We start from the raw sequence: 24,076 nt of genomic DNA on the forward strand, positions 1-24,076 counted from the left end.
GGTTAGTTTTTGTATGCAGGTTTGATTAAAAGATATTGTAGGCATAAGTGACATAATATACCGCCCCTATATTGGGGTTGGCAATTCCCGTGGTATAATACCGGTTGGTGATATTGGTTGCGCCGAGTCTGATGCCGGAACGGGCTTTAATGAGTTTGTAACTGACCTGGGCATCGATAACTGCCGAACTCGGTACGCGTCCTTCGGCCAGTCCACCGGTAACGACATAGAAATAACCCGGTTTGTAGCGAAGGCTGGTGCTAAAGGACCATACTTGTTTTTTGCCGAAGCCACTGTTTCCGAATTCTAAATTGATGTGGTAATTCGGGGTATTAAAGTTATTGATCTGAGAATTGTTTTTATTTTTGATGTGGTCTGAAAAGTAATTAACCTTGGTGAGGAAATTATGACCGAGATCTACACTGACACTCGCTGCATAGCCATAAGTATTTACCATTTGCCCGCCATTGAAGGCAATGTTGTATTGGATATAGGTGCTATGGTCTTTAAATGCGTTCACATCATCGGTACCTGGTGTATTGGCAACATTTGCATAGCCAATAAAGTTTTTCCAGGTCGAATAATAACCTAATATATCAAAGATCACCCGCTTCCCGATCAGGGCTGCATAGCCGAGTTCAAATGCGTTGACCGACTGTGGTTTGATGTCATTGTACTGAAACCTCTGCAGCTGACTGGCATCTCCTGTCTGCTGGAATTTACTGACACTTTCCAAAGTATATGGTGGAAATCTGTTGAACTGATAATTGTCGTTCAGCAGGAGGGAAGAACCTCCTGAAGAATAACTGTTATAGCCATTCAGTGTGTTTTGCAAAGCCTGGATATTAGAAGGGAAACTGTAAGCATTCTGATAAGAGAATCTGATGAAATTTTCTTTTACCACTTCAAATACCAATGAGGCTCTTGAAGTAACTTTTGGAGAAGAAAACAGGGTGTTTTTATCAAAGCGGAAGGACGTACTGATGCTGAGTTTATCATCTGCGACCTTCTTTGCAAGTTGCACATAAGCGCTGTATTCCTTTACATTGATGGGCTTGTTTTTATCTGGAAATAACGTGTTTTTACTGTTTAAGCTATACAAGCGCCAGTTTACGCCAGCGATGACACTCATGAACTTTACCAGATCTGTAAAGTTATACTGCGCTTCTGCATTGTATAATTTACTACGGTCCAGAAAGAGGGTGCCTCCTTCAGAAATGGGCGTATTGGTGATGCTGTCCTTTAAACGGTTAAACAATGGGCTGCCCAGTTCTGCCCGTCCCTGGTCTGCAAATGCACGGGCGGCAAGGTGTGCATCATTCAATCCTGAGCCTCCGGCCAGTGCATTGATCAGTCCGTAAGTATATTCAGGATACCATCCTCCGGTATTCCCGTCATAACTTGTTTTCCAGGACTCATTGATATATTGTGCCGTAGGGCCAGCGACAATGGTACGCCCGGAATTTTCCTGAGTGGTATAAGCCCGGACAAACCACTTGTCACTTTTCAGTTCCATTCTGTATTGCCCTACTTTGAAACCTTTTAACTGATACCTGGTGTCATTGGTGTAGACAATGTTTCCTGTTCCATAAGTACCCGAGAGCACTGCTTCCAGTTTTGGATTGATCTTATAACGCAATTCTGCGTTTACTTTGAACAGTTTAGCTTTATTGTCGAGGTAGCCATATTCAGGATAACCTGTCCTGGCTACATAATTTGGTTTACTGAGCAAAGGTTCAATAATCGGTGCGAGGGCCGGATCTCCTGCCAGTGCGGCCTGTAAAAAGGGAGAAATATCGGTCGAGGTTGAGCCTCCATAATAATTCACGCCATTATAGTTGGGATCATTCAGGCTGTTGCCCGGGCCGTTTTTATTGCTCGGATCGTTGGCTACCCAATCCTTTGCCTGTGTATATTGAGAATTGATTTTAAAAGCAAACTTCTCATTGATTTGTTTGGCATAACGGATGGTCCAGTCGTAGTAAGGGGAGGTTGATACCGGATCATTGTTGTTTTTGCTGTTCAGGTGGTTGGCGCCCTGGGTAACCAAAACACTTAAACCCTGATATTTAAAAGGATCTTTGCCAGACATGATCATCGTTCCGTTTAAGCCCCTGGAGCCATAAAGTGCAGAGGAGGCGCCGGACAGCATCTCTATATTGTCCACATCCAGTTGCGTTAAACTGATCGCAGAGCCAAGGGGAAAGTTAAGTCCTGGGGCCTGATTGTCCATCCCATCCACAATCTGTGTGAAATTGGTGTTTCCGCTGGTATTGAACCCCCTGGTAGATATACTGGTAAAACCGATACTGGAAACCGTTACATCTACTCCTTTTAAACCCTGGATCATGTCCATATAATTTAACTGGGGCGAATTGCTGATTTCTTTGCTGCTGATCTGTTCAATCGTGACGGGAGAAGCGAGCTTCTTTTGTACCGTCCGGCTGGCAGAAACGACCACTTCCTGTCCAAGTACTGAAGCTGGCTCCAGGCTGATTTCCAGAACACCGGAAAAACTCTGAACAGTCACTTCTGTAGGTTCGAAGCCAATAGAAGAAACGACCAGTGTAAGCGGGAGTTTCTTTGATGTTTTCAATTGAAACCTTCCACGGTCATCAGAGTAGGTTCCTTCAGTGCCGTTTTTTACTTTCACTGATACCGCATATGCGGCTTCCTGTGTGGCATTGTTCTTTATATTTCCTTTGATCAGGTTTTGAGCCCTTAGGGAATCGGGCATACAGAAATAAAGAATCAGGCTAAGTAACATGACTTTGTTCATATTTAGTTTGGTTTAGGTTCGCAACAAAATTTTAAACAATAAAATAGCCTGCTATCCCTTTAACCGTCATGAAACTACGAGAGTACCGCTATTTTCTTATTCCTGTAAAGATCAGTGACACCAAAAATTTGATATCCTGAAGACTTTGTGTGTAGTCTATTTCAGTTTCCCCTTTCAGGATGGCCTGCTGTTCTACACTATGTTTTAAAGCATCAGTCAGGTTGATGAGCACAGATGCCGTATTTTCCGGATCAGTCATCATCAGCTTTTCTTCTTTCGCCGCTTTTTCCAGAAGCTGGGTGAGAAAGATCTTTTCCCTTTTCATCAATGCATTGTACAATTCAAAAAAACGTGGCAGGATCTTATTCAGGGTATCTACTGACACCCGGTTCATATTGAGCACGTTTTTATAATAATTGAACCTCGACTCCAGGTAAAAAGCAGTCCTGTTTTCTATTCCCTCTTTAAGTAAAGTAGCTTCCTGCAGGGAGTTGATGAAATCTTCCCCTTCTTTCAGCGCTACTTCGATAAATATATCTTCCTTATTTTTATAGTAATAATATAATGATGCCTTGTTGAGACCTACGGCCTGGGCAATGTCATCAAGGGTCGTCTTATCCAAACCAAATTTTGCAAAACATTGCATGGCTGATTTTCCTATCTTTTCCTTTACCAGTTCTTTTTTACTCATATCCCTTGTTTAAATCTATAAACATATTTTCAATTATCCAAATGTTTTAACAAAACGTTTGAAAATTGAAAAAGTAGTGTTAACTTTTGTAAACATAACAAAGTCAGGGGAGTAAAAACAGTGTAGGACATTAAGTCTGATCTATATTAACTGAATGCAGAAAAAGTTAATTTAAATATAACCTTTCCCTAAAATTCAGTCCACATTCTTTTTGTTCCTTAGCGCCAAATAAAATTCTCTTATGGTGGGCCTTAAGAACTTTGAACATATATACATCCATCATTGGGAGAAATTATATGCTTTCTGTTTCAGAATGACGCGTGATGAACATATTGCTCAGAATATTGTTCAGGACATTTTTACTGATCTGTGGGAAAGGCGGAATGAAGTGAACATTCTGTCTATAGAATCCTATTTGTTCAGGGCAGCAAAAAATCAGGTACTTAAAGAGTACCGGAAAAAGAAGCTGGATACGGAATATATGGAAGAGCGGTTTGAGAATTACCTCATAGACCATGTTCCGGCATTGGAAATAGAATTGCTGAACCAGCTTTATGCCCTCATGGAAAACCTTCCTGAAAAAAGAAAAGAAATCCTGGTGATGAGTAAAATAAAAGAAATGGGGATTGCAGAAATTGCCTCTGAGCTGAACCTTTCTAAACAAACGGTTAAAAATCAACTTTCTTCCGCTTTAAAGCAATTGAAATTGTATACCAGTGAAAACCCGGGCCTGATCATTCCTTTCAGTATTTACCTGCTGATCCACCTTAACAATTCTTTAATCATTTCTTAATCAACTCAGATAGTACTTTTTTACCATCTCTGGTACTTATAGCCGAATATAAGTACTATGACTAAAAAAGAGAAACACTATCTGGAACTTCTGATTGAGAAGAGTGAGAAACAACAACTTTCAGCAGCAGAACAAAATCTGCTGGATGATTTTTTTCAGCATGAATACGATCATGCCGTATGGAATACTGAAATCAGTGATTCCAAAGCGCACATTTCAGCAAACATTTATCAAAACGTTAAAAAGAAAAGCCAGTTAAAAAAGCATTTCTATGGATATTATAAATATGCCATTGCGGCCACTGTAATATTGGTGGCAACAGTAGGTATCTTATTGAGACCTCAGGTAAATGTGAAAGAAATTACGGTCAGGACTACTGCTTTTACAGATTCTGTAAAATTGAGCGATGGTACTACCGTTTATCTTGCTGCCAATTCTACCTTTAAATATCCCGAAAATTTCGACCAAACATCAAGACTGGTAAGCTTATTAAAGGGCAATGCCTTTTTTAAAGTAGCCAAAGACCCTGCTCATCCTTTCGTCATCAGCTCAGCCGGGATGACCACAAAAGTATTGGGAACTTCATTTCATATCAGCCTCGATCATCGTAAATCAAGCGTTTCGGTAATTACCGGTAAAGTTCAGGTTTCTTCCGACAGGCAGGTTGCCGTATTAAAAGCAAATGAAAAGGCCGTATTTACGCCTACAGAGGGGCTCAGGAAACAAAAAATGGACGACTTGTCGCTTTACAGCTGGTACAAAAAAGACATCAGCCTGAATAATGTGACACTGGATAAGGTATTTACCCTGCTGAGTCTTAAATATGGTACATCCTTTAAAACAGAGGATCAGGGACTTTTAAATACAAGGATAACGCTTTATGTCAAAAATGGTTTATCCCTTCAAAATATCCTGGATCAAATTAATTATATCACTCACCTAAAACTCATTACGCATGGCAATAAAATAGAGCTACGTCAATAAAAAAAGAAACCGCAGTTGCTGAAACAACCACGGTTAGTCATTAAGATATCTAACAATTAATACCTTAAATATGCACAATAAATATACTTTTTTTAATCTGAAAATAATATGTTTTCTGGGGATTGTCTTCTCGGTTATTCCTGAAACATATTCAAAAACATTGGTTAACAGTCACTTCAGAAAAAACGCGAAAGCAGGAAATCAAACACTGGTTAACATCTTTTCTGAGCTTAGTAAGCAAACCAGCTATAAATTCAGTTATAGTGAAGCAATAATCGCCGATAAGAACACTTATAATGTTACGTATACCAAACCCTTAAAAACCATACTCGAAGATTTGTCAGAAAAGGCAGATTTTACCTATAATATCCTGGATAAGATTGTCCTGATCAGCAAGAATAAAAAAGAAAAGACAGTAGTAAAGAAAGTCGCAGTCCAGCAGACGGTTAAAGGAAGGGTCCTTGATGAAAACAGCCTGCCATTGATCGGCGCAACCGTAAAAGAATCCGGATCAAAGAATGCGGTGGTCACCAATACCGAAGGTGCATTTGAAATTAGGATAACTACAGGTAAAACGCTCGAAGTATCCTTTATCGGTTATAAGAACAAAATTGTGGCCATCGATGGCGATCTGCTGACGATTAAACTGGAACCCGATGCCTCAAGTCTGGGGGAGGTCTTGGTTGTTGGTTATGGAAAGCAAACGAAGAAAGATGTAACCGGTGCGGTTACCCAGCTGGATGAGAAAAGTTTCAGACAAGGGGTAGTCGTTTCGGCAGATAACCTGTTGCAGGGAAAAATTGCAGGTGTGAGGGTGGTGAGCAGCAGCGGTGAACCAGGTGGTGGTGTAGATGTCACGATTCGTGGGGTAGGCTCGATTAGGAGTGGAAGCACGCCGCTCTTTGTAGTGGATGGGGTGCCTTTAACCAACGATGATGTTAGTCCAACCGGACAAAACGTAGGTTTCGGTGCCTCTAAAGCGAAAAATCCATTGAACTTTTTAAACACCAGTGATATAGAATCTATATCTGTGCTGAAAGATGCTTCTGCCGCTGCGATTTATGGTGCGAGAGGCTCTAACGGGGTCGTAATTGTGACCACCAAAAAAGGAAAAAAAGGAGAAAGCAGCATTACCGCAGATTCCTATTTTGGCCTTTCCAGGGTTGCTCATAAACTCAAGGTCCTGACGGCAGATGAATATAGAAATGCGCTGACGGATAAAGCTTTTGATCATGGTGGAAATACCGACTGGCAGGATGTGATTTACCGGGAAGCCAAAACCAGAAATAACGCCCTGTCGTTCTCAAAACAGACCAATTCAGGTAATTATTATGTGTCTGCGGCGCAAATGGATCAGCAGGGAATCGTAAAGAACAGTGATTTCCGGAGAACTTCGGCAAGGATCAATGCCTCAGAATCATTTCTGGATAACCAGCGACTGAAAGTAGGGGTAAACCTTACGGCAAGTGAAACCAGAGATCATGGAGTGCCAACCAGTGATGATGGGGGCTCAAACGGACAGTTGATCATTCATACCCTGATGGCCAATCCAACCAGACCTGTATTTGATGGAAATGGTAAATACACCAACTTCAAGATGAATGCCCATTATAACCCTGCTTATTTATTGAGTGTATACCGGGATTTGACACGTACATTAAGGGTATTGGGAAATGTGGATGTTTCTTTCAGGATTTTAAAAGGTCTGGAATATAAGTTCAACCTCGGACTGGACCGCTCGACAGCGGAAAGAAATACGACGATCTTTCCCAATCTGACAGACATTAACCCAAGCGGCAGGTATGTGCAGTACAATATGGACTCAAAAAGTACTTTGCTGGAACATTACCTGAATTACAGCCTGTTGGAAGATAAACATAAACTGGAAGCGCTCGCAGGATTCTCTTATCAAAAGTTTGAAAGAAGCGGAAACAGTTTTAATATTGATGGAATAGGCGGACTGGGTACAGGTGTTTTACCTGAAAACAATCCCGCTTTTTCCGGTAAACAAAGTGGAGTATTTGGTTTTGCACAGGAAAACGAGTTGCAGTCCTTCTTTTCCAGGCTAAACTATACTTATGATAATAAATACCTTTTCACTGCTTCGGTACGCGCAGACGGATCTACCCGTTTTGGAGAAAACAACAAGTATGGTTATTTCCCTTCTTTTGCATTAGGCTGGAATATCGCACAGGAGAATTTCCTGAAAAAGATTGCTGTGGTTGAAGAACTGAAATTAAGGGCGAGTTGGGGACAGACGGGCAACCAGGAGGTGGAAAACAAACTCACCAAAGCGAGTTATGCACTTTCTCCGGTAGACGGTTACTATCTTAACGATGACCTGAACCTGGTAAACGGGGTTTCGGTAACGAGAACACCAAATCCAAACTTAAAGTGGGAGGTAGTGACACAATACAATGTCGGACTTGATTTTTCCTTATTGCAGGGGAAATTATATGGAACACTGGACTATTTCAATAAGACGACTACCGATGCGATCCTGAACATTCCTTCTCAGGTGCTGAGTCCTACCAATACAGTTTGGGTAAATATTGATGGTAAAATTGTGAATAAGGGCTTGGAGTTTATGCTGGGTTCCAAACTGATCAGCAATGACCATTTCTCCTGGTCCCTGGATCTGAATGGAGCTACACTGACCAATAAAATCAAAGACCTGCCGGTTTCTGAAATCTTGTCTGGAACAATATCCGGACCCGGCCAATCCGGAGTTGCAGCCAATATTTATAAAAGCGGTTATGCGGCAGGATCATTTTACCTGTTGGAGCATATTGGATTTAATGATAAAGGAGGGAATATCTTTAGGGATGTGAACAATGATGGGGTAATCAATAACAATGACCGTGTCATTATCCAGGGGGCATTGCCTAAGTTTACTTATGGTTTGAACAGCCAGATGACCTACCGGAATTTTGACTTCTCTTTCTCAATTATCGGGCAAAGCGGAGGATATCTGGTAAATAATACGGGATTAAATGCGTTGAATATCAATAACCTGGCTTCAGATAGAAATGTGGCTGCCAAATACTTTGATTCTGGCGCGAACCCTGCCAACTCACCTCAGTTGTCTACTCTTTATTTAGAAAAATCAGATTTTCTAAGACTCAACTCCGCTCGTTTAGGGTATAACTTTAAAATTAATAAGCTGACCTGGCTTCATGGTTTAGGTCTGTACCTGACCGGACAAAACTTATTCACGATTACCAACTATAGTGGTTACGATCCATTGATCAACAGCCCTAAATCAAGCGGCGGAAACCAATCACTGGGAATTGACTATTCCAGTTATCCCACTGCAAGAACATTCCTCTTAGGCGCAACTATAAAATTATAAAGATGAAAACAAACAAACTATTAAAAGCCAGGAACATCCTGTTTCTACTTGGAGCCTTGTTTCTGACCAATTGTACAAAATTAAATGAAGCTGTCCTGGATGAAGTTCTGGGTGCAGAAGCTTCAAGTCCGGCCGGAGCTTTAGCCGCTGCCTATGACAGATTAGGGAAAGGAACATTTGTGGACCATGGTGCTGTATTTTCCTTACAGGAGTATACCACCGATGAAGCCCTGCTGCCTACACGTGGAAGCGACTGGGGAGATGGAGGGAAATGGAGGTCTATGCATGAGTTTACCTGGGCTCCCGACAATGCCATCGTTACCGATAACTGGAATATGCTGACCAACGGGATCACAAGATCGTTAAATGCGATCAAGGCGATTACCAACTCTACCGATCCTCAGCGTGAGCTTTTACTGGCAGAGTCGAAAGCTTTACTCGCCTTTTATACCTATACTACCCTTGATCTGTTTGGCCAGGCACCTTACCGTGACCCTGCAATAGAAAATGGCCCTTTAGAGATTAAACAGGCCGCACCGGCTATAGATGAACTGATTCTGCAGGTAGAAGCCCTGATTCCTGCTCTTGCTACACTTGGAGAAAAATCTACACACAATGGCAGGTTTACAAAAGAGGCAGCTTATGGTTTGTTGGCCAATATGTACCTGAACCGTGCGGTATTCAAAAACCGTTATGCAGCAACTTTTAACTTTTTGGAGAAGTCTGTAAATGGGAATGAAACGGATATGGACAAGGTGATCTATTATACTTCATTGCTCATCAATTCCGGAAAATTCCAGCTGGCAAGTAATTATTTTGATAACTTTTCTATCAATAATTCTGGTGGAAAGGAACTGATCTTTGTGGTTACACAGAAGATAGATTACATCAGAAACGGGTCCAACTCCTTTGCCTATGTCAGTGTGGAAAGAAATCAAAGACCTTCTCCTGAGAACAGAGGCACGAATGCAGCTTGCATCAGTCCTGAGTTTTATGCCAGCTGGGAGGGAAACCATGATGATCCCCGGTTTTCAAGAAAATATCAGTATGCTGATGGAACCTGGTTTATGAACAATGCTACAGGTAGTGTACCTGCAAAAGATATCGTCCCAAACAGTAAGAAGAACCTGCCTTGGTTTCATTTCAATCGCGGGCTGATGGCAGGGCCACAATATGGTCCGATACTAACGGCTTCAGGAGGATTTGAGATGACTCCCGAGGGGCGTATTAAAGTTTCTGAGCTGTTTATGGAAAAAAGCACTGGTACACGTATGGACTTTACTCCGGAACTCAATTTCAATGATCCAACCCAGGCTGTATTTGCCCAGAACCAAATCAATCGTGGAGTACGTGTCTTTAAGTATGAGTTTGACCCGGAAGAAGGAAATGGGAGCAGCAATGTAGACATTCCATTATTCCGCTTGGGCGCAATTTATACGATGAGGGCAGAAGCCTATCTCCGGTCGGGGCAATCAGGGCCTGCTCTAGATGATATCAATAAATTGAGAACTTCCAGAAGAAGAGAAGCACTCTATGAAAATGCAGCAGGTGTGCCCATCACTTCTATGAATGAGGCTATACTGTATAAGGAAATTGCTTTTGAAACCTACTGGGAGTTATTAAGACGTCCGCAAATGATACGTTTTGGGAAATATGAATTGCCATTTAGCGCTAAGCCGGTTTCTCAGCCATTCAGAAGGATTTTTCCGATTCCACAAACCACATTGGATGTAACGAAGGAATTTCGTCAGAATATGGGGTATTAAGAAATAAGATGCGCTGCACAATAGGATGCCTGTTTGCTGGTCCTTTTGTGCAGCGCTTTTTATGATCAGTTTTATTATTTTAACAAGGTAATTTCAACCCTTCTGTTTTTTAATCTGCCTTCTTTTGTTTTGTTGTCATCAATAGGTTTACTATCACCAAGACCTGCAGTTTTCATTCTTTCGGCATTGATTCCCAGGCTCTGCAGATAGGTTTTAACAGAAACAGCACGTTTCTCAGAAAGCCATTGATTGTATTTTGCCTCCCCGGTTTTATCGGAATGTCCTTCGATAAGAATTCCTCTTGATTTATCTTTTTCTCCAATTACCTTCGCTACATCAGCAATTCTCTTTTTTGATTCCTGATTTAATATAGAGGAGTTGGTAGGGAATAAGATCTCAGAACTGAAGGTGAATTTAATCCCCGCCTCGGTTCTTTCTACCTGATCCTGAGGTAAGTCTTTTTTTATGTTATCCAGTTCGGTATCAGTTGTTTTTTCGACCGGATGCGGAGGAGTAGGAACTACCTTCTTTTTGGTTTTGCAGGACAGGGTAAGGGTAAGCAATAAAGCTAAAACGAGTTTGGTTGTGTGTGTCATTCGAAATTAAATTAAGCGTAAATATAACAATGTCAAAATGAAATGCGACGATCGTCACGAATCCCTTACCTTTGCCCGAATTTTAAATAAACTATAAATCAAGAAATGAAGTCAAGAATCCTGATCTTTCTGAGTGTAATGGCATTATCTTTTGCCGCTTGCAAGAAAGACACCGTTAATGTTGCTACCGTAGATCATGCACAGGCCGGAGATAGCCTGTTAAACACAAAATTTAATGAAGAACTGGTCCTGAATCCAAAAGTATCCGGGAAAGTTAACAGCTATCAATGGCTGGAAAATGATAGGGAAATAGGAACTTCATCAACCTATAAATTCAAAAAAGAAACTCCGGGAGTCTATACTCTGGTTTTTAAAGCGGTCAATGAAGGAGGAACAAGCACTTTAACCTATAAAATTAGGGTTCTTGGGAGTTATGGTTCTGGTGTATTGTTATTGAGCAATAGCAATGAAGATAGTGATGGCCCCTCAGAATTGTCATATATAGACGAAAAAGGAGTGTTGACTACAAATGTTTTTGCTGCGGCCAATAAAGGAGTACAATTAGCACCGGCTGCTTATAACATGTACCACCATAACAGCCGTTATTACATTACTTCCATGAATGGTCCCAATCACCTGACCGTAGTTGACGATCAAACTCTGAAATTAGACTATGTGGTTACTCAATCCGGAATTTCCGATGTTACCCATTTCGCGACCGCAGACGGGAAAACGGGTTTCGTGAATGTAACGAACCGCAGAAAGTCTGGTTTGTATCCGGTTGACCTGGTAACTAAAACCATTTCCGGAACAGCCCTGGCTGGAACAAAAGACATCAGTCTTGTGCCTTTGGATTACATCGGAAATAGCATGCTTGCCGGTTCAGGAAAACAATTACTGAAAATAGAAAACAACGAAGCTAAAGTACTTTACGCTTATAAAGAGAATGTAGCAGGAGTGGTTAAAACAGCAAATAAAACCGTTTGGGTAGCTGTTCAGGGCTTTACCAATAAACCGAAATTTGTGAAGCTGGATCAAAGTTTTAAGGCCGTGGATTCCGTAGAACTTGATCCTTTAAAATATAAATTACCCGCCAATGGTATTCTAACTGCATCAGGCAACGATGAATATATTTACTGGCAGGAAACAGCTCTTGGTGTGATTTGCAGGTTCAATACCCTGACAAAAACCGCAGAGGAGTTTGTGAATTTTGCAGATGCTGATGTTTTGTTTGCTTCGGCATGGAAGGTAAATCCAAAAACAGGTGATGTTTATATCGCAAGTACTCCGGGGATTTTCTCAGGAGAAACGGAAAGCACCTTGTTTATTTTTGACAAAAAAGGAAAAGAGAAACAGAGAATAAAAAAGGCAGGGTATAGTATTTCTGATATTGCCTTTGCTAAATAGCATTAAATTTAGGCTATGATATAAAATGGAAAGATTTTAATCTTTCCATTTTCAAAATAATGATCTAATGTATTGACAATGGAATACCTTCTTACCTCAGGCATTGTAATTGCAGTATTCCTGGTGCTTTTACTCCTGAAAAAGCCAGGCAAAACGATATCAGATCAGATTCTGCTACTGTGGTTATTGTCTTTGGGATATATCCTGTTTTGCTACTATCTGATTTATACACAAAAGTATTTCCTGTTTCCATCTCTTGTCATACCTGGCATTTGTTTTTCTTTATTGCAGGGACCCTTTATCTATTTGTATGTCAAGTACCAAATAAGACCGATCAATTTTCAGAAAACTGATTTACTGCATTTTTTGCCCTTTGTATTGTTCAATTTGCTTTTTCTGGACTTCTTCTTCTTTTCATATGAAAACAAAATACAAATCATAGAAGATCGGTTAATAGGTTATGAAGTGCGTCAATCTATCAAATTGGCAGGAATTTACTTATCCGGACTGGTTTATTTTCCGCTCTCGTTAATGAGGCTGATCCGCTTTAAGAAAAATCAAAAAGAAGAATTCTCAAATATTGAGAAAATAAATTTCAACTGGTTGCTGTACCAGATCATGTGTTTATGTATGGTTTGGATCGTCATCATTTTCATTCAGGATGACCGGTTTATTTTTGCCTTTGGGGCTGTTTTTGTCATATGGTTAGGTTATTTCGGAATATCTCAGGTCAATGTTTTTAAAAAGCAGGACATTATAGCCGAAAAGACTGAGGAACTTCTGAAAGGCAAAACTGGAAACGCAGGTCAAATTGAAGTCAATGAGTCTTTAACAAAAATTTACGATAACCTGATCATCCTGTTGGATGAAGATAAGCCTTACCTCAACCCTGAACTCAAGCTGTTGGATCTTGCTAAAATGCTGAACATTCACCCTAATCTGCTATCAAGGGTGATTAACGAGATCGCTCAAAAAAAATTCTATGAACTGATTAATGAGAAAAGAGTCGAAGATTTTTTAAAAAAGCTGAGAAAAGGCGATCACAAAACCTATACGATCATGGCGCTTGCTTATGATTCAGGATTTAATTCGAAAGCATCATTCAATCGCAATTTTAAAAGTATTACAGGCATGGCCCCAACTGAATACATGAGTCAAAGAATGTAAAAATTATTAGTCTCAACTTATCTATTGATACCTCTGCTACGACTTCAGGGGATACTTTTGGTCAAAAATCAAAAAAATGAATATGATCAGATTAATTTTTGCAACCTGTTGTCTCTCCCTTTTAACGCTTGCCTGTTCAAAGAAAAAAGAGGAACCTACGCCTTTAGTTCCCCGAACTGTGGATCAGGACCCATCATTACCATCCGTGTTGATTAACGGAAGGTTACTTCATTCCGAAGCTTTCGGGCAAGCTGGTAATACCTTAATTGTTTGTCTTCACGGTGGGCCAGGTGCAGATTACCGCTACCTTTTGAATGCAAAAGATTTGGCAGATTATGGATACAGCGTAGTCTTTTATGACCAGGTAGGTTCCGGCTTATCCCAGAGATTTGAGGAGCAGTATTATAAAAAGCTAAGCATAGAAGAGATTTTTGTAAACGAATTACGGGGTATTATTGCGAAGTATAAAACCAAACCAAATCAAAAGGTGATTCTTCTTGGACATTCCTGGGGGGCAATCTTAGCGACTTATTATGCCGGAAAGTACCCAAAGGAAATAGAGGGGCTGGCGCTGTTTGAACCAGGTGGACTGATTTGGGAGGATATTGTCAGTTATGTCCTAAAATCACAGGCTCCCTGTCAGGGGATGGCACCTGTCAGAGGAATGGAGCATTCTGGACTGGTTTCTGATCAATCGGATAGTCAGGAATTACTCGATTATCAGATGGCGCTATCAGCAGGAACGGTAAATTGTAATACCGGCGAATCGTTGATCGAAGGCGATTTCTGGAGAATGGGAGCTGTAGTTGCTGCAGCAGCATTTGAACAGGGAGAAAAAACCAAACCTGATCTTTCCGTTGGAATTGGCCGGTTTTCAAAACCTGTACTTTTCGGATATGGAGATAATAAGGCCTATCCGGATTCCTGGGCTCAAAAAGTATCATCAGTGTTTATCAATAAGCAATTATTTAAGGTGTCGGATGTCGGGCATTCCGGAATGTTTACCAATAGGTCAGTCTGGACCAATACTACGCTACCACAACTATTAAACTATTTTAGTTTGCTACAAAAACATTGGTGATCTGAGGTAATTATCTCCAATGAAACAGGGCAACGTAAAACTAAGTAATAATCAATAGTTATTATTTAGATTAATTCTTGTTAATGTTTTTACATTTGTCAAAAAAAGCATTCAATGATGAAATATTTACTCTTTCCAATTTTATTCCTCTCATTTTTCTGTGCTTATGCACAGAATATAAAGTTGCAAGGCCGGATAGCTGACCAACAGGCAAGTATCCCATTTGCAACAATTGCCCTGGACGATCATACTAAAACCTCCAGTGATCGCAATGGCAATTACGCTCTTTTTGTAAAACAAGGTCAGTCGCTTACTTTGAAGATTTATGCGATCGGTTACAAGACATTGAGCTTAAAATTGGGCAGTTTGCAGCAGGATACCACCATAAATTTATTTTTAGAAGCAGTAACCAATACCCTCGATAACGTGGTCATCTCTGCGACGCGTTCCCCTGAAAACATCAGGAACATCACTTCTTCAGTCAGCATTGTTTCTAAAAAGAAACTGGAAACCGAAATGGCGATTAATCCTGACCTGAGTTCCATTCTGGCAAACCAGGTTCCCGGATTTGCACCTACAGCTCAAACCGGAAATAATGTAGGCCAGAATCTTCGTGGACGACCAATGCTCGTCATGGTTGACGGAGTAAGCCAGTCTTCTCCATTAAGGAATGCAGAAGTAGACCTTCGGTCTATAGACCCGTCCGTTTTACAACAAATTGAGGTGTTAAAAGGAGCTACAGCAATTTACGGGAATGGTGCAGCAGGTGGTCTGGTGAACTACGTTACTTTAGTCCCTGATACCGCTGCGAAGTTTGCTGGGAAAACTCAGGTTGGACTGAACGGATCCCTGGTGAATATGAAAAATTCTGCCGGTGGTCGCATCAACCAGTTGGTGTACGGGAAAATCGGAAAGTTCGATTATGTGGCCAGTGGAACTTATGAACAAACGGGAGAGTATAAGGACTCAAAAGGGGATGTTGTGGGACCTAATTATAGTTTAGGAGAAACGGACAGCTATAATGCATTTGCAAAGATTGGTTACGCACCGGCAAAGAATCAACGGATCCAATTCGTTTATAACACTTTCAGCAGCTTGCAGAACAGCAATTTTACATTGGTTAACGGGAATCTTGCTACCGGTCAGAAGGCAACCGGGGTTTTGGGAAAACCGCTTGGAAAACCAACCGGGGTAAAGTATAACCACAATTTCCATTTGTCTTATCAGATTGATAGTGTGTTTAAAAACACGAATCTGAATGTCGATGCATTTTATCAAAAACGTCAGGATGTTTTTTACGTTTCTTTAGGCAGATTTGATGGAGGAGACGGGCAGTCGCTTGCTACAAATGATAAAAAAGGTGCACGCTTATTTCTGCAGACCGGGATCGTTAAGGAACCACAGATCAACCTCAGCCTTGCTTACGGACTGGATTTTATGAAGGATAAAACTGCTCAGCCCCTTGAGGATGGCAGGATATGGGTCCCAACAATGGACATGAATAACCTTGCCCCTTTTGCACAGGCAAACCTGAACCTCTTTAAAGATCTGATCTTTAAAACAGGAGTACGTTATGAACGTGTAAATATTAAAGTGGATGATTATCGTACGTTGCGGACTACGAATGCCGCTGGTGCAACCCTTACACCATCATTTGATGTTACAGGTGGAAACCTGAAATATGGAACTTATCTGTTTAATGCCGCTTTAAAATATAACAGATATGCTATATTCAGTCCTTTTGTAAGCTTCTCTCAAGGCTTTTCTGTAATGGATATTGGTCTTGCATTGAGGGATGCTAAGGTGAAAAGCATTGATAAAATCAATACAGACGCAGTAAAAGTGAACAATTACGAAGCTGGTTTCGAAACCATTTATGAAGGATTGTCGTTCTCTGCCTCTGCTTATACCAGTACTTCGAAATTAGGAATAGAAGTGGTTTATGACCCCGCTACAGATCAGTTTAATACCAGCAGGAGTCCGGAAAGGATCTATGGATTTGAACTTGCCGCTAATTATACCTTGTCACCTTCATTGGAATTAGGAGGAAGTTACAGTTATACGGAAGGAAAACGGGACCTGAACAATAACGGTAAATATGATGATGCAGAAGATATGTATCTGAATGGCCGACGTATTTCTGCACCAAAATATACAGGAACGGTTACCTACAAACCTCTTACCGTATTAGAACTTACCCTTAACTATACTGGCATTGGTTCACGTAACCGTTTTCAGAAAAATGCCAATGGTATTTATAATGGCAATGAAGGAGCGGTTAAAGCTTATCATATATTCAGTTTTGCGGGAAATTATAAGGTCAATAAAAGCACCAGACTAAGTCTTGGGATCGAAAACCTGTTTAACCAGGATTACTTCCCGGCAAGGGCTCAATGGTTTATGCAACCCGGATTCTATTCTAAAGGAAGGGGCACTTCAGTAAACCTTGGACTGTCTGTTAGCTACTAAATAAATTCTTCAGATTAACTGGAGCTGCATCAGGTGTATTGGTGCAGCTTTTTGCTTTCTATTGGATCCACAAACAAGAGATTTGTATATTGCGGCCAAAAATTTTAATCCATTATATGAATTGGGAAAAGTTACTATCGGCGAAACGCTGGGGGAATGAAGATAGATTTGCAGGAAATCAGAAAGAAGCGAGGTCAGAGTTTCAAAGGGATTACGACAGGATCATTTTCTCTTCACCGTTCAGGCGATTGCAAAATAAAACACAGGTATTTCCTTTGCCGGGAAGTGTATTTGTTCATAACCGCTTAACCCATAGTTTAGAAGTGGCCAGTGTTGGCCGTTCATTGGGCACGATCTTTTACAATAAGGTCAAAGAGAACGATTCGAATATCGATGAGTCCTGCCCTTTACTTTGTGAGATCGGCAATATTATCGCCTCAGCCTGTCTGGCGCACGATCTTGGCAATCCCGCTTTCGGCCATTCCGGCGAATCTGCAATTTCTCATTACTTTACCGATGGTGATGGTAAGCAATATGAATCTCAGGTAACTCCAGGACAATGGGAAGACCTTATTCATTTTGAAGGAAATGCAAATGCGCTAAGAATCCTGACCCATCAGTTTGCAGGAAAGGGGACAGGAGGTTTCGCATTGACTTACGCTACATTAGCTTCTATTGCCAAATACCCTTGCGCTTCACTGGCAGGACATAACAAAAAGAACATTTATACCAAGAAATATGGATTCTTCCAGTCGGAAGAAAGTGGCTTTGAAAAGATTGCCATAGAAATGGACCTGATCAAGGTTCAGGATGAGCCTTTGGTCTATAAACGTCATCCATTGGTCTATCTGGTTGAAGCTGCGGATGATATTTGCTATAACATCATTGACCTGGAAGATGCGCACCGCCTGAAGATCCTTTCTTATGAAGAAGTGCAAACCTTGTTGTTACCTTTATGTAACGACCCTAAGTTGCCTGCGAGGTTAGCAGAAATGGAAGATGATGATGCTAAGATTACCCTGATGAGGGCAAAATCTATCAGTACACTCATCTGGCAGTGTTCCACTGTATTCTTTAAAGAACAGGAAGCCATTCTGAATGGTGATTTTAACATCAGCCTGATGGATGCGATTGATGAACCTTTTCTCTCCGTAATGAAGGAGATTGAACGGATTTCCTATAAGAAAATCTATAACTATTCGTCGGTAGTACAGATAGAAGTGGCAGGTTATCAGGTAATGGGAGGCTTGCTGGAAGAGTTTATTCCTGCTTATCTTCTGAATGAATCGAAATACCATAAGAAACTGGTAGAATTGATTCCCAAGCAATTCCTGACCAAAGAAACGGATGCTTATTCCAAAATTCAAAGTGTCCTTGATTTCATATCAGGGATGACCGATATATATGCGGTAGAGCTTTTCAGGAAGATCAAAGGAATTTCTTTCCCTTCTATGAGTTAAGTTGTTAAAATTAAGGTTACCAGGACACTGTTAATTGACAGCTGAGGGGTATGTTCAACTAATATAAACTGATTGCAGTTGTATAACTATATCAGGACGTGATAGGGATACAAATCCGGGAACGCTCCGTACATTCTCCGGGGTTGGAAGGTAGTTGGGAGGTAATTGGAAGATATCTGAGAGGTAGTTGGAAGGTTATTTAACCTTCCAACTACCTCGTAACTACCTCGCAACTCCCTTCCAATCCCGGAGCGTGCCCGCAGAGGATTAGCTCTAAGTTTATTATTAATATATTTAATTCTGAATAAGAATTTGCCTAAAGATTTAAATGATTCGGATCTATAGAAAAATGACAAAAAGGGAAATATGCAGCTAATAAAAAACATCACATGGATAGTTGTTCTTTTCTTGCTCGGTTTTGGGGCGATTACTCTGATTACAGCCAGTTTATCCGCAGATGTAGACGGAACGGACGACTATGGTTTCCCTTTTAGATTTTCCAGAACAGGGGGGAGGTTTTTAAACATGGAAGGCGAATCTGTGGGAGCGGGTGACTTTTATCCGGAAAATTTAATTGTTGATATGGCTTTTGTGTTGGTTTTAGTAGTATTTGTCCGATATATATTCCTGAAATACAGGGCTTCTTCAAAATTAAGCTGAATTCCCGGTCTCCTTATTTTTGAACAACAATAGAGTTCGCAGCGTAATCATGAACTGCCCTGTTGTCTTTAGTAAATAAAAGGACAACGGGTATTACCGGAATCATTTTGATCAGACTCCGGACCAGCGCCTGACTTATAGATAAATTGTGCCCATCACCATTGCTTGTGGTTTGAATTGAAAATATCTTTTTCCCTATAGTATATCCTTTTGCAAAATATTCGAACAGGAAAAAATAAAGAAACCAAAGCAGGAGGATCACAATGTAGAAGCGGTGTTGAAGGAATTGCTGTAAGCCGGTTGGGAGCACAGGTATGAGGAAAGCAGTGGGGAAGTTTAAAATCGTTAAGATAATCATATCAATAAAATAAGCGCCGAAGCGTTTTCCGGGGGCAGCATTAGCTACAACAGTTGTTTGGCTGTCGGGCTGGAAGTCCTGGCTTTGAGGTGTGCCATCGTATGTTGAAAGTACAGACCCTGGAACATATGATTTTCTGCATACCAGACATTCTGCTGAATCTCCCAGATCCTTCATGGGGATAAGCGGAATAAAAAATAATGTAAAATAGTTCTTATACCGTTTCAGTAAATAGTTGCGTTCAGTTCTGCAATTCGGACAGGAGAAGCTACCTTGCTGAATAGTTGTGCCGACTGGTTTTGTTCCAAAGATTACCAACATGTTTGTTATGGTTAGCTATTTAAATGCGTAAAAAAATAACTCTTATCTGCATTGTTCTTTAAAAATAAAGAAAAAAATAATTACATAATCAAGTTTTTTTCTGCTCATCCGGTAGGCCATGACCTGTAGAATAATGATGGTACACCTCATTCAGGATATATTTGGAGCCATTTTATTTTTATGGTAAATTGAGCTTTCCTTTTATATGAAAAATAATATACGATGACAAAGACCGACCCTATAATTGCTGTAAAAGATGTAGAAGCCAGTTCTGAATGGTATCAATCTGTGTTTGGATGTAGAAGTATGCACGGAGGAAAGGAATTTGATATTCTGGTCTCTGAAGATGATGAAATTTTAATTTGTCTTCATAAATGGGGCGCGCATGGGCACCCTACAATGGCAAATCCAGATATTACTCCTGGAAATGGATTAATCCTTTATTTCAGGACTGAAAATATGAATGTTATAAGACAAAACGTCGAAAATAGGGGCTACACTATTGAAGAAGATATTCACCTAAACACAAACTCAACAAAAATGGAATTCTCGCTTAGAGATCCTGATGGATATTATTTGACCATCACGGAGTATCACAATTACGAAGGGTAAATGCTGCAAACTTTTCCTGATCAGTATTTACCTCCTTCTGATTTGCAATTAAGTCCGTAAATCGCGGTAACAACTTTATTCCAGACCAGGCTAAACCTTTTAAAGGTTTTCAGGAACAATACACACAAAGAAAGTATCAGTAAAATTATACTCGTAAGTGGTACCTGATGAATGCCGGTTTTTGCTATCGTCAAGCCACCAATTGTAGATCCTATTGTAACTGCTAAATTTCCACAGGAGGTAAAGATGCTGTTAACAAATTCTGGTGCTTCGGTAGCAGACGAAGTCACGTTTACGTTACTGATCAAAAAGCCGCCGGTATGGACTAATCCCCAGAAAAAAACCATCAGGATCATCGGGATAAAATAAGAACCGAAGAAAAATAAAAGCAGATGTACGATGGCCAGTAACACGATGAATATTAAAGTCGTGACGTCGATGTTTTTACTTAAATATTTTCCTGCCAACCAGTTTCCACCCACACCTGCGACGCCAAAAAGTAACAACATCAGACTGATTTCTCCACCCCTCATTTTGGTGATTTGTTCCAGATATACGGCCATATAACCATAGGTGGAGTACATTGCTGAAATCATTAAACAGGCCAGGACCAGGTTTATCCATAGCATTCTCTTTCTGAAAATGCTGACCTGACCCATAGCCTGGTTTTTCTCTGGTGCAGGGATCTGTGGCAAAAGCCATACTAAGCCTGCAAAGGATATGGTATTGATGAACGCTGACAATATAAAAGAAGTCTGCCAGTTAAAAATATCAGCTACAAAAGTAGCCAACGGAATCCCGAAGACGCTCGCAATGGTAAATCCGGCGAATACAATACTTACTGCTTTTGGAGACTGCCCGGGTGGGACGGAGTTGGCCGCTGTTGCCAGGCCAATCGACCAAAACACAGGGTGGAGAAATGCGGGTAAAATCCGGGCTATTAACAAGACATTGAAGCTGGGGGAAAGGGCCGATATCATGTTGGAGACTGCAAAAATTGCCAGCACAAATGCCAGTATTTTCTTACGGTCAAAACTGGATGCCAGCATCATCATAAACGGACCAAATAAGGCAATAATCAGGGCAAAAGTACTCAGGAGCCAACCTGCTTTATCAATGCTGACATGAAAAGCAGAAGAGAGTTGCGGTAAAATCCCGATTACGCCAAACTCAGTTGTGGCAATCCCGAAAATACCCAGGGCAAGTACATAAAGTGTTCGTTTCATAAAATTTTTGTAGCTGTTGTTTTTTGTGCAAATTTGCCGAATAAGCTAACCTGATTTATCGTACACACCTTTGTGTATGATACTTACTTTTAGGAAAGTATAAAGTCAAAACTCCCCTTATGCCAGAATTTTTTCATGATAAAAAACTGTATTATACGCCCATTGAATTTGCTTTAAATCACATTGGAGGAACATGGAAAATGCCCATTCTCTGGCGTTTACATAAGAATATTCTGAGGTATGGGGAGTTAAAAAAAGACATTCCGCACATCACCGATAAAATGCTGACAACGCAATTGAGAGATCTGGAAGAAAAAGGGCTGATCGAACGAAAAGTTTATGCCGTAGTACCTCCAAAAGTGGAGTATAGCATTACAGAAAAAGGATTAAAAGCAATTCCGATTATTGAAACCATTATGAAATATGGTTATGAGCTGATTCAGGAGGCGGGAATTGAATTTCCGCCAAAATAGGGTGTTGTCTGTGGGACGATTTTATAAAAAAAAAGCAATGTACTTTTGTACATTGCTTTTTTGATCAGACAAATTGGAAAGCCTGGTACTTACACTATTCCGTAATTTTCAATAAGCCATTGTCCCTAAAGACAATCAGATTTCCTTTGCGTGTTTTCGGTTTTCCTTCAATCTCGGTTTCCTTATTTGTTTTCAGATTGGTAATCGTAATGCCTGTTTCAGGTTGTTTATCGTAAATGGTGTATTTGTAACCTTTGTTGCTGAAATGAACATAGTTCAGGTCCATTGCATCGTTCTGTGCCCCGCCACCTCTTAAATAAAAGGAATAACTGAATTTTGTCCAGCTGTCTTTTGTTTTTTCGGGAAACTCAAATTCAATCTTTTGGGCTGTTCCGAATCTGTACACGATGTAAGCATTGGCTTTATCTTTTGCCAATACGACACGTTTGTTGTTTTTGGTCTGGAACGAAAAAATAGCTTCCTCATTGGGTAACAGGTATTTTTGCGCATAAGAAGAAATAGAGACAGATAAGAGAATTATAATTGTAAATGCGTATTTTTTCATAGGGTAAAAGTAGATAAACATTTGTAGTAATCGGTATAGGGAATTTTAGTTTTCATATTCATCCTGAGGCAGCTGTCTGATGAAATAGGGCGCGTCAGCCAGGTACTGCAATATCGATTCCGGATCTTTATCCTTTACCTGATTGGCCGTAAATTCCTGTAGGTAGCCTAACTTTAATAAAGAACCACATCCTGCATCCCTGAATAGTTTGCTGAGCTTTTCATTCTGGTCAATGTGGTAGGAGTTGAAAGCGGGAAGTGTATCAATCGCCAGGTATTCTTTATCAATCTTGTTGATGTTTAACAAGCGGCCTAGTTTTTCTCCTTCGAATGTGTCGTTATTGGTTAAAAACAGGAAGGTACGAACCACAAGCTTGTCGCCATGCAACCTCACTACAAAATATCCTACTTTTTCGTCTGCTATACAAAAGTCTACATGACTCTCACTGCCAGACCAGCGGTGCGGGATCTTGTCTTGTAAAAAGGTAAGTAATAATATTTCATGCATGACTCCCGGGGTGATATTGACCCTTTCCTTTAGCCTGTCCAGTGCGTGAATGGTGATGTATAATTGCAATGGAATATCCAGTCCGGGTGTCTTAAATCCCAGCAACGATGGTTTTACATTGTAATATTCCATTTCAAGATCAGGAGAGGCCCAGCCCAGGCGTATTGCAGTACGAACACCGTCTTTTAGCATGATTTGATGTCTTTCTTGTTTGAAGGGATGAATGAGGATGTCGTTCTGTGGATTAAACCTTGCAAAATACGGAGTGTCGGAAAGATCAGCACTGTAAATCTGATCGTTATAATCTGCTAAAAGCCGGCAGGTATGTGTCACGATCTGAACCAACCCATCCTGAAGGTCCCTATGTGCTTTGCTGTCATGTAGATAGGGAAGGAAATGCGTTTTTATTTCTGATAAATCAGGATCAGTGAGCACATTGATTTCACCAACACAGTCCATCAATGTTAATCCTTCAGAAAGGTACCAGGTTAAAGGGATCGTGTTTCCATTCTCGAATTCAATATCTATACCTTCCATGAGCTGATACATCAGTTTATTGAACTGAGTGATCTTTATTTTTGACATTTCTGACCCTGGTGCGGCTTTTATTTTCAATACCGGATACCGGACTTCATACAGGTTATGGATAAAGATAGGAGGAAACTTGGCCAGCAATTCCGGACCACCAATGAGTGTGATGATCTTTTTGATGCGGTCCATGAACCTCTCTTTTAAAGCTTTACGAGCCTGTTCGACATTTGCGGCAGATTTAATTGCCGCCTGTTTTTTCTTCTTTCTGTCCATATGGA

The 24,076-nt window shown here is 40.6% G+C and carries 19 protein-coding genes; 12 read left to right on the forward strand and 7 right to left on the reverse strand.

The genetic code is table 11. The features are described from left to right. Positions 1-25: 25 nt before the first annotated feature. Both BUC20_RS18945 and BUC20_RS18950 read right to left on the reverse strand, forming a co-directional pair. Positions 26-2,779, reverse strand: a complete 2,754-nt coding sequence (locus BUC20_RS18945) for a TonB-dependent receptor (RefSeq protein ID WP_073232590.1) — start codon at positions 2,777-2,779, stop codon at positions 26-28. An 88-nt stretch (positions 2,780-2,867) separates the two neighbouring features. Next, positions 2,868-3,470: a TetR/AcrR family transcriptional regulator gene (locus BUC20_RS18950; protein ID WP_073232591.1), complete on the reverse strand. Its 603-nt coding sequence runs from the start codon at positions 3,468-3,470 to the stop codon at positions 2,868-2,870. A gap of 241 nt (positions 3,471-3,711) precedes the next feature. Between BUC20_RS18950 and BUC20_RS18955 the strand changes: the two genes are divergently transcribed. From BUC20_RS18955 to BUC20_RS18970, 4 genes are all read left to right on the forward strand, one after another. Beyond that, the gene (locus tag BUC20_RS18955; RefSeq protein WP_073232592.1) at positions 3,712-4,263 is read left to right on the forward strand and encodes an RNA polymerase sigma factor; all 552 of its coding nucleotides are present in this window, start codon (positions 3,712-3,714) and stop codon (positions 4,261-4,263) included. A 57-nt stretch (positions 4,264-4,320) separates the two neighbouring features. Further along, positions 4,321-5,247 (forward strand): FecR family protein, encoded by a 927-nt coding sequence (locus tag BUC20_RS18960; RefSeq protein ID WP_073232593.1) that lies wholly within the window; start codon positions 4,321-4,323, stop codon positions 5,245-5,247. Between the two features lie 70 nt (positions 5,248-5,317). After that, positions 5,318-8,599, forward strand: coding sequence for a SusC/RagA family TonB-linked outer membrane protein (locus BUC20_RS18965; protein WP_073232594.1), 3,282 nt, complete (start codon positions 5,318-5,320; stop codon positions 8,597-8,599). Between the two features lie 2 nt (positions 8,600-8,601). Further along, entirely contained in the window at positions 8,602-10,365 is a 1,764-nt protein-coding gene (locus BUC20_RS18970) for a RagB/SusD family nutrient uptake outer membrane protein (protein WP_073232595.1), read from the forward strand. Between the two features lie 74 nt (positions 10,366-10,439). Here BUC20_RS18970 and BUC20_RS18975 read toward each other — a convergent pair whose 3' ends face one another. Further along, a complete protein-coding gene (locus tag BUC20_RS18975; protein ID WP_073232596.1) occupies positions 10,440-10,961 on the reverse strand; it encodes an OmpA family protein in 522 nt (173 codons plus the stop codon). Between the two features lie 105 nt (positions 10,962-11,066). Between BUC20_RS18975 and BUC20_RS18980 the strand changes: the two genes are divergently transcribed. The 6 genes from BUC20_RS18980 (at position 11,067) to BUC20_RS19005 (ending at position 19,205) form a co-directional block, all read left to right on the forward strand. Next, positions 11,067-12,368, forward strand: coding sequence for a DUF5074 domain-containing protein (locus BUC20_RS18980; RefSeq protein ID WP_073232597.1), 1,302 nt, complete (start codon positions 11,067-11,069; stop codon positions 12,366-12,368). A 78-nt stretch (positions 12,369-12,446) separates the two neighbouring features. Beyond that, positions 12,447-13,535 (forward strand): helix-turn-helix domain-containing protein, encoded by a 1,089-nt coding sequence (locus tag BUC20_RS18985; protein WP_073232598.1) that lies wholly within the window; start codon positions 12,447-12,449, stop codon positions 13,533-13,535. 82 nt (positions 13,536-13,617) lie between these two features. Beyond that, positions 13,618-14,616: an alpha/beta hydrolase family protein gene (locus tag BUC20_RS18990; RefSeq protein ID WP_159441129.1), complete on the forward strand. Its 999-nt coding sequence runs from the start codon at positions 13,618-13,620 to the stop codon at positions 14,614-14,616. Positions 14,617-14,730: 114 nt separating this feature from the next. Next, entirely contained in the window at positions 14,731-17,085 is a 2,355-nt protein-coding gene (locus BUC20_RS18995) for a TonB-dependent receptor (protein WP_084529040.1), read from the forward strand. A gap of 116 nt (positions 17,086-17,201) precedes the next feature. Further along, the gene (locus BUC20_RS19000) at positions 17,202-18,545 is read left to right on the forward strand and encodes a deoxyguanosinetriphosphate triphosphohydrolase (protein ID WP_073232601.1); all 1,344 of its coding nucleotides are present in this window, start codon (positions 17,202-17,204) and stop codon (positions 18,543-18,545) included. 366 nt (positions 18,546-18,911) lie between these two features. Then, positions 18,912-19,205, forward strand: coding sequence for a hypothetical protein (locus tag BUC20_RS19005; RefSeq protein ID WP_073232602.1), 294 nt, complete (start codon positions 18,912-18,914; stop codon positions 19,203-19,205). Between the two features lie 13 nt (positions 19,206-19,218). On the opposite strand, the gene BUC20_RS19010 is transcribed toward BUC20_RS19005, so the two are convergent. Continuing rightward, positions 19,219-19,884 carry an RDD family protein gene (locus BUC20_RS19010; RefSeq protein ID WP_073232603.1) on the reverse strand — a complete coding sequence of 222 codons (666 nt, stop codon included), beginning with the start codon at positions 19,882-19,884 and terminating at the stop codon, positions 19,219-19,221. Positions 19,885-20,106: 222 nt separating this feature from the next. Here BUC20_RS19010 and BUC20_RS19015 point away from each other — a divergent pair, with 222 nt between their 5' ends. Beyond that, entirely contained in the window at positions 20,107-20,496 is a 390-nt protein-coding gene (locus tag BUC20_RS19015) for a VOC family protein (protein WP_073232604.1), read from the forward strand. A 20-nt stretch (positions 20,497-20,516) separates the two neighbouring features. Here the strand turns inward: BUC20_RS19015 and BUC20_RS19020 are convergent, their stop codons facing one another. Then, on the reverse strand, positions 20,517-21,722 hold the full coding sequence (locus tag BUC20_RS19020; RefSeq protein ID WP_073232605.1) for an MFS transporter: 1,206 nt from the start codon (positions 21,720-21,722) through the stop codon (positions 20,517-20,519). A gap of 119 nt (positions 21,723-21,841) precedes the next feature. On the opposite strand from BUC20_RS19020, the gene BUC20_RS19025 reads away from it, so the two are divergent. Then, the gene (locus tag BUC20_RS19025; protein WP_073232606.1) at positions 21,842-22,195 is read left to right on the forward strand and encodes a winged helix-turn-helix transcriptional regulator; all 354 of its coding nucleotides are present in this window, start codon (positions 21,842-21,844) and stop codon (positions 22,193-22,195) included. Between the two features lie 94 nt (positions 22,196-22,289). Here the strand turns inward: BUC20_RS19025 and BUC20_RS19030 are convergent, their stop codons facing one another. Both BUC20_RS19030 and BUC20_RS19035 read right to left on the reverse strand, forming a co-directional pair. Beyond that, positions 22,290-22,760, reverse strand: a complete 471-nt coding sequence (locus BUC20_RS19030; RefSeq protein WP_073232607.1) for a hypothetical protein — start codon at positions 22,758-22,760, stop codon at positions 22,290-22,292. A gap of 45 nt (positions 22,761-22,805) precedes the next feature. Further along, positions 22,806-24,071 (reverse strand): hypothetical protein, encoded by a 1,266-nt coding sequence (locus BUC20_RS19035; RefSeq protein ID WP_073232608.1) that lies wholly within the window; start codon positions 24,069-24,071, stop codon positions 22,806-22,808. Positions 24,072-24,076: the final 5 nt, after the last annotated feature.

Source organism: Pedobacter caeni, assembly GCF_900129215.1.
GTDB classification, from domain to species: Bacteria; Bacteroidota; Bacteroidia; order Sphingobacteriales; family Sphingobacteriaceae; genus Pedobacter; species Pedobacter caeni.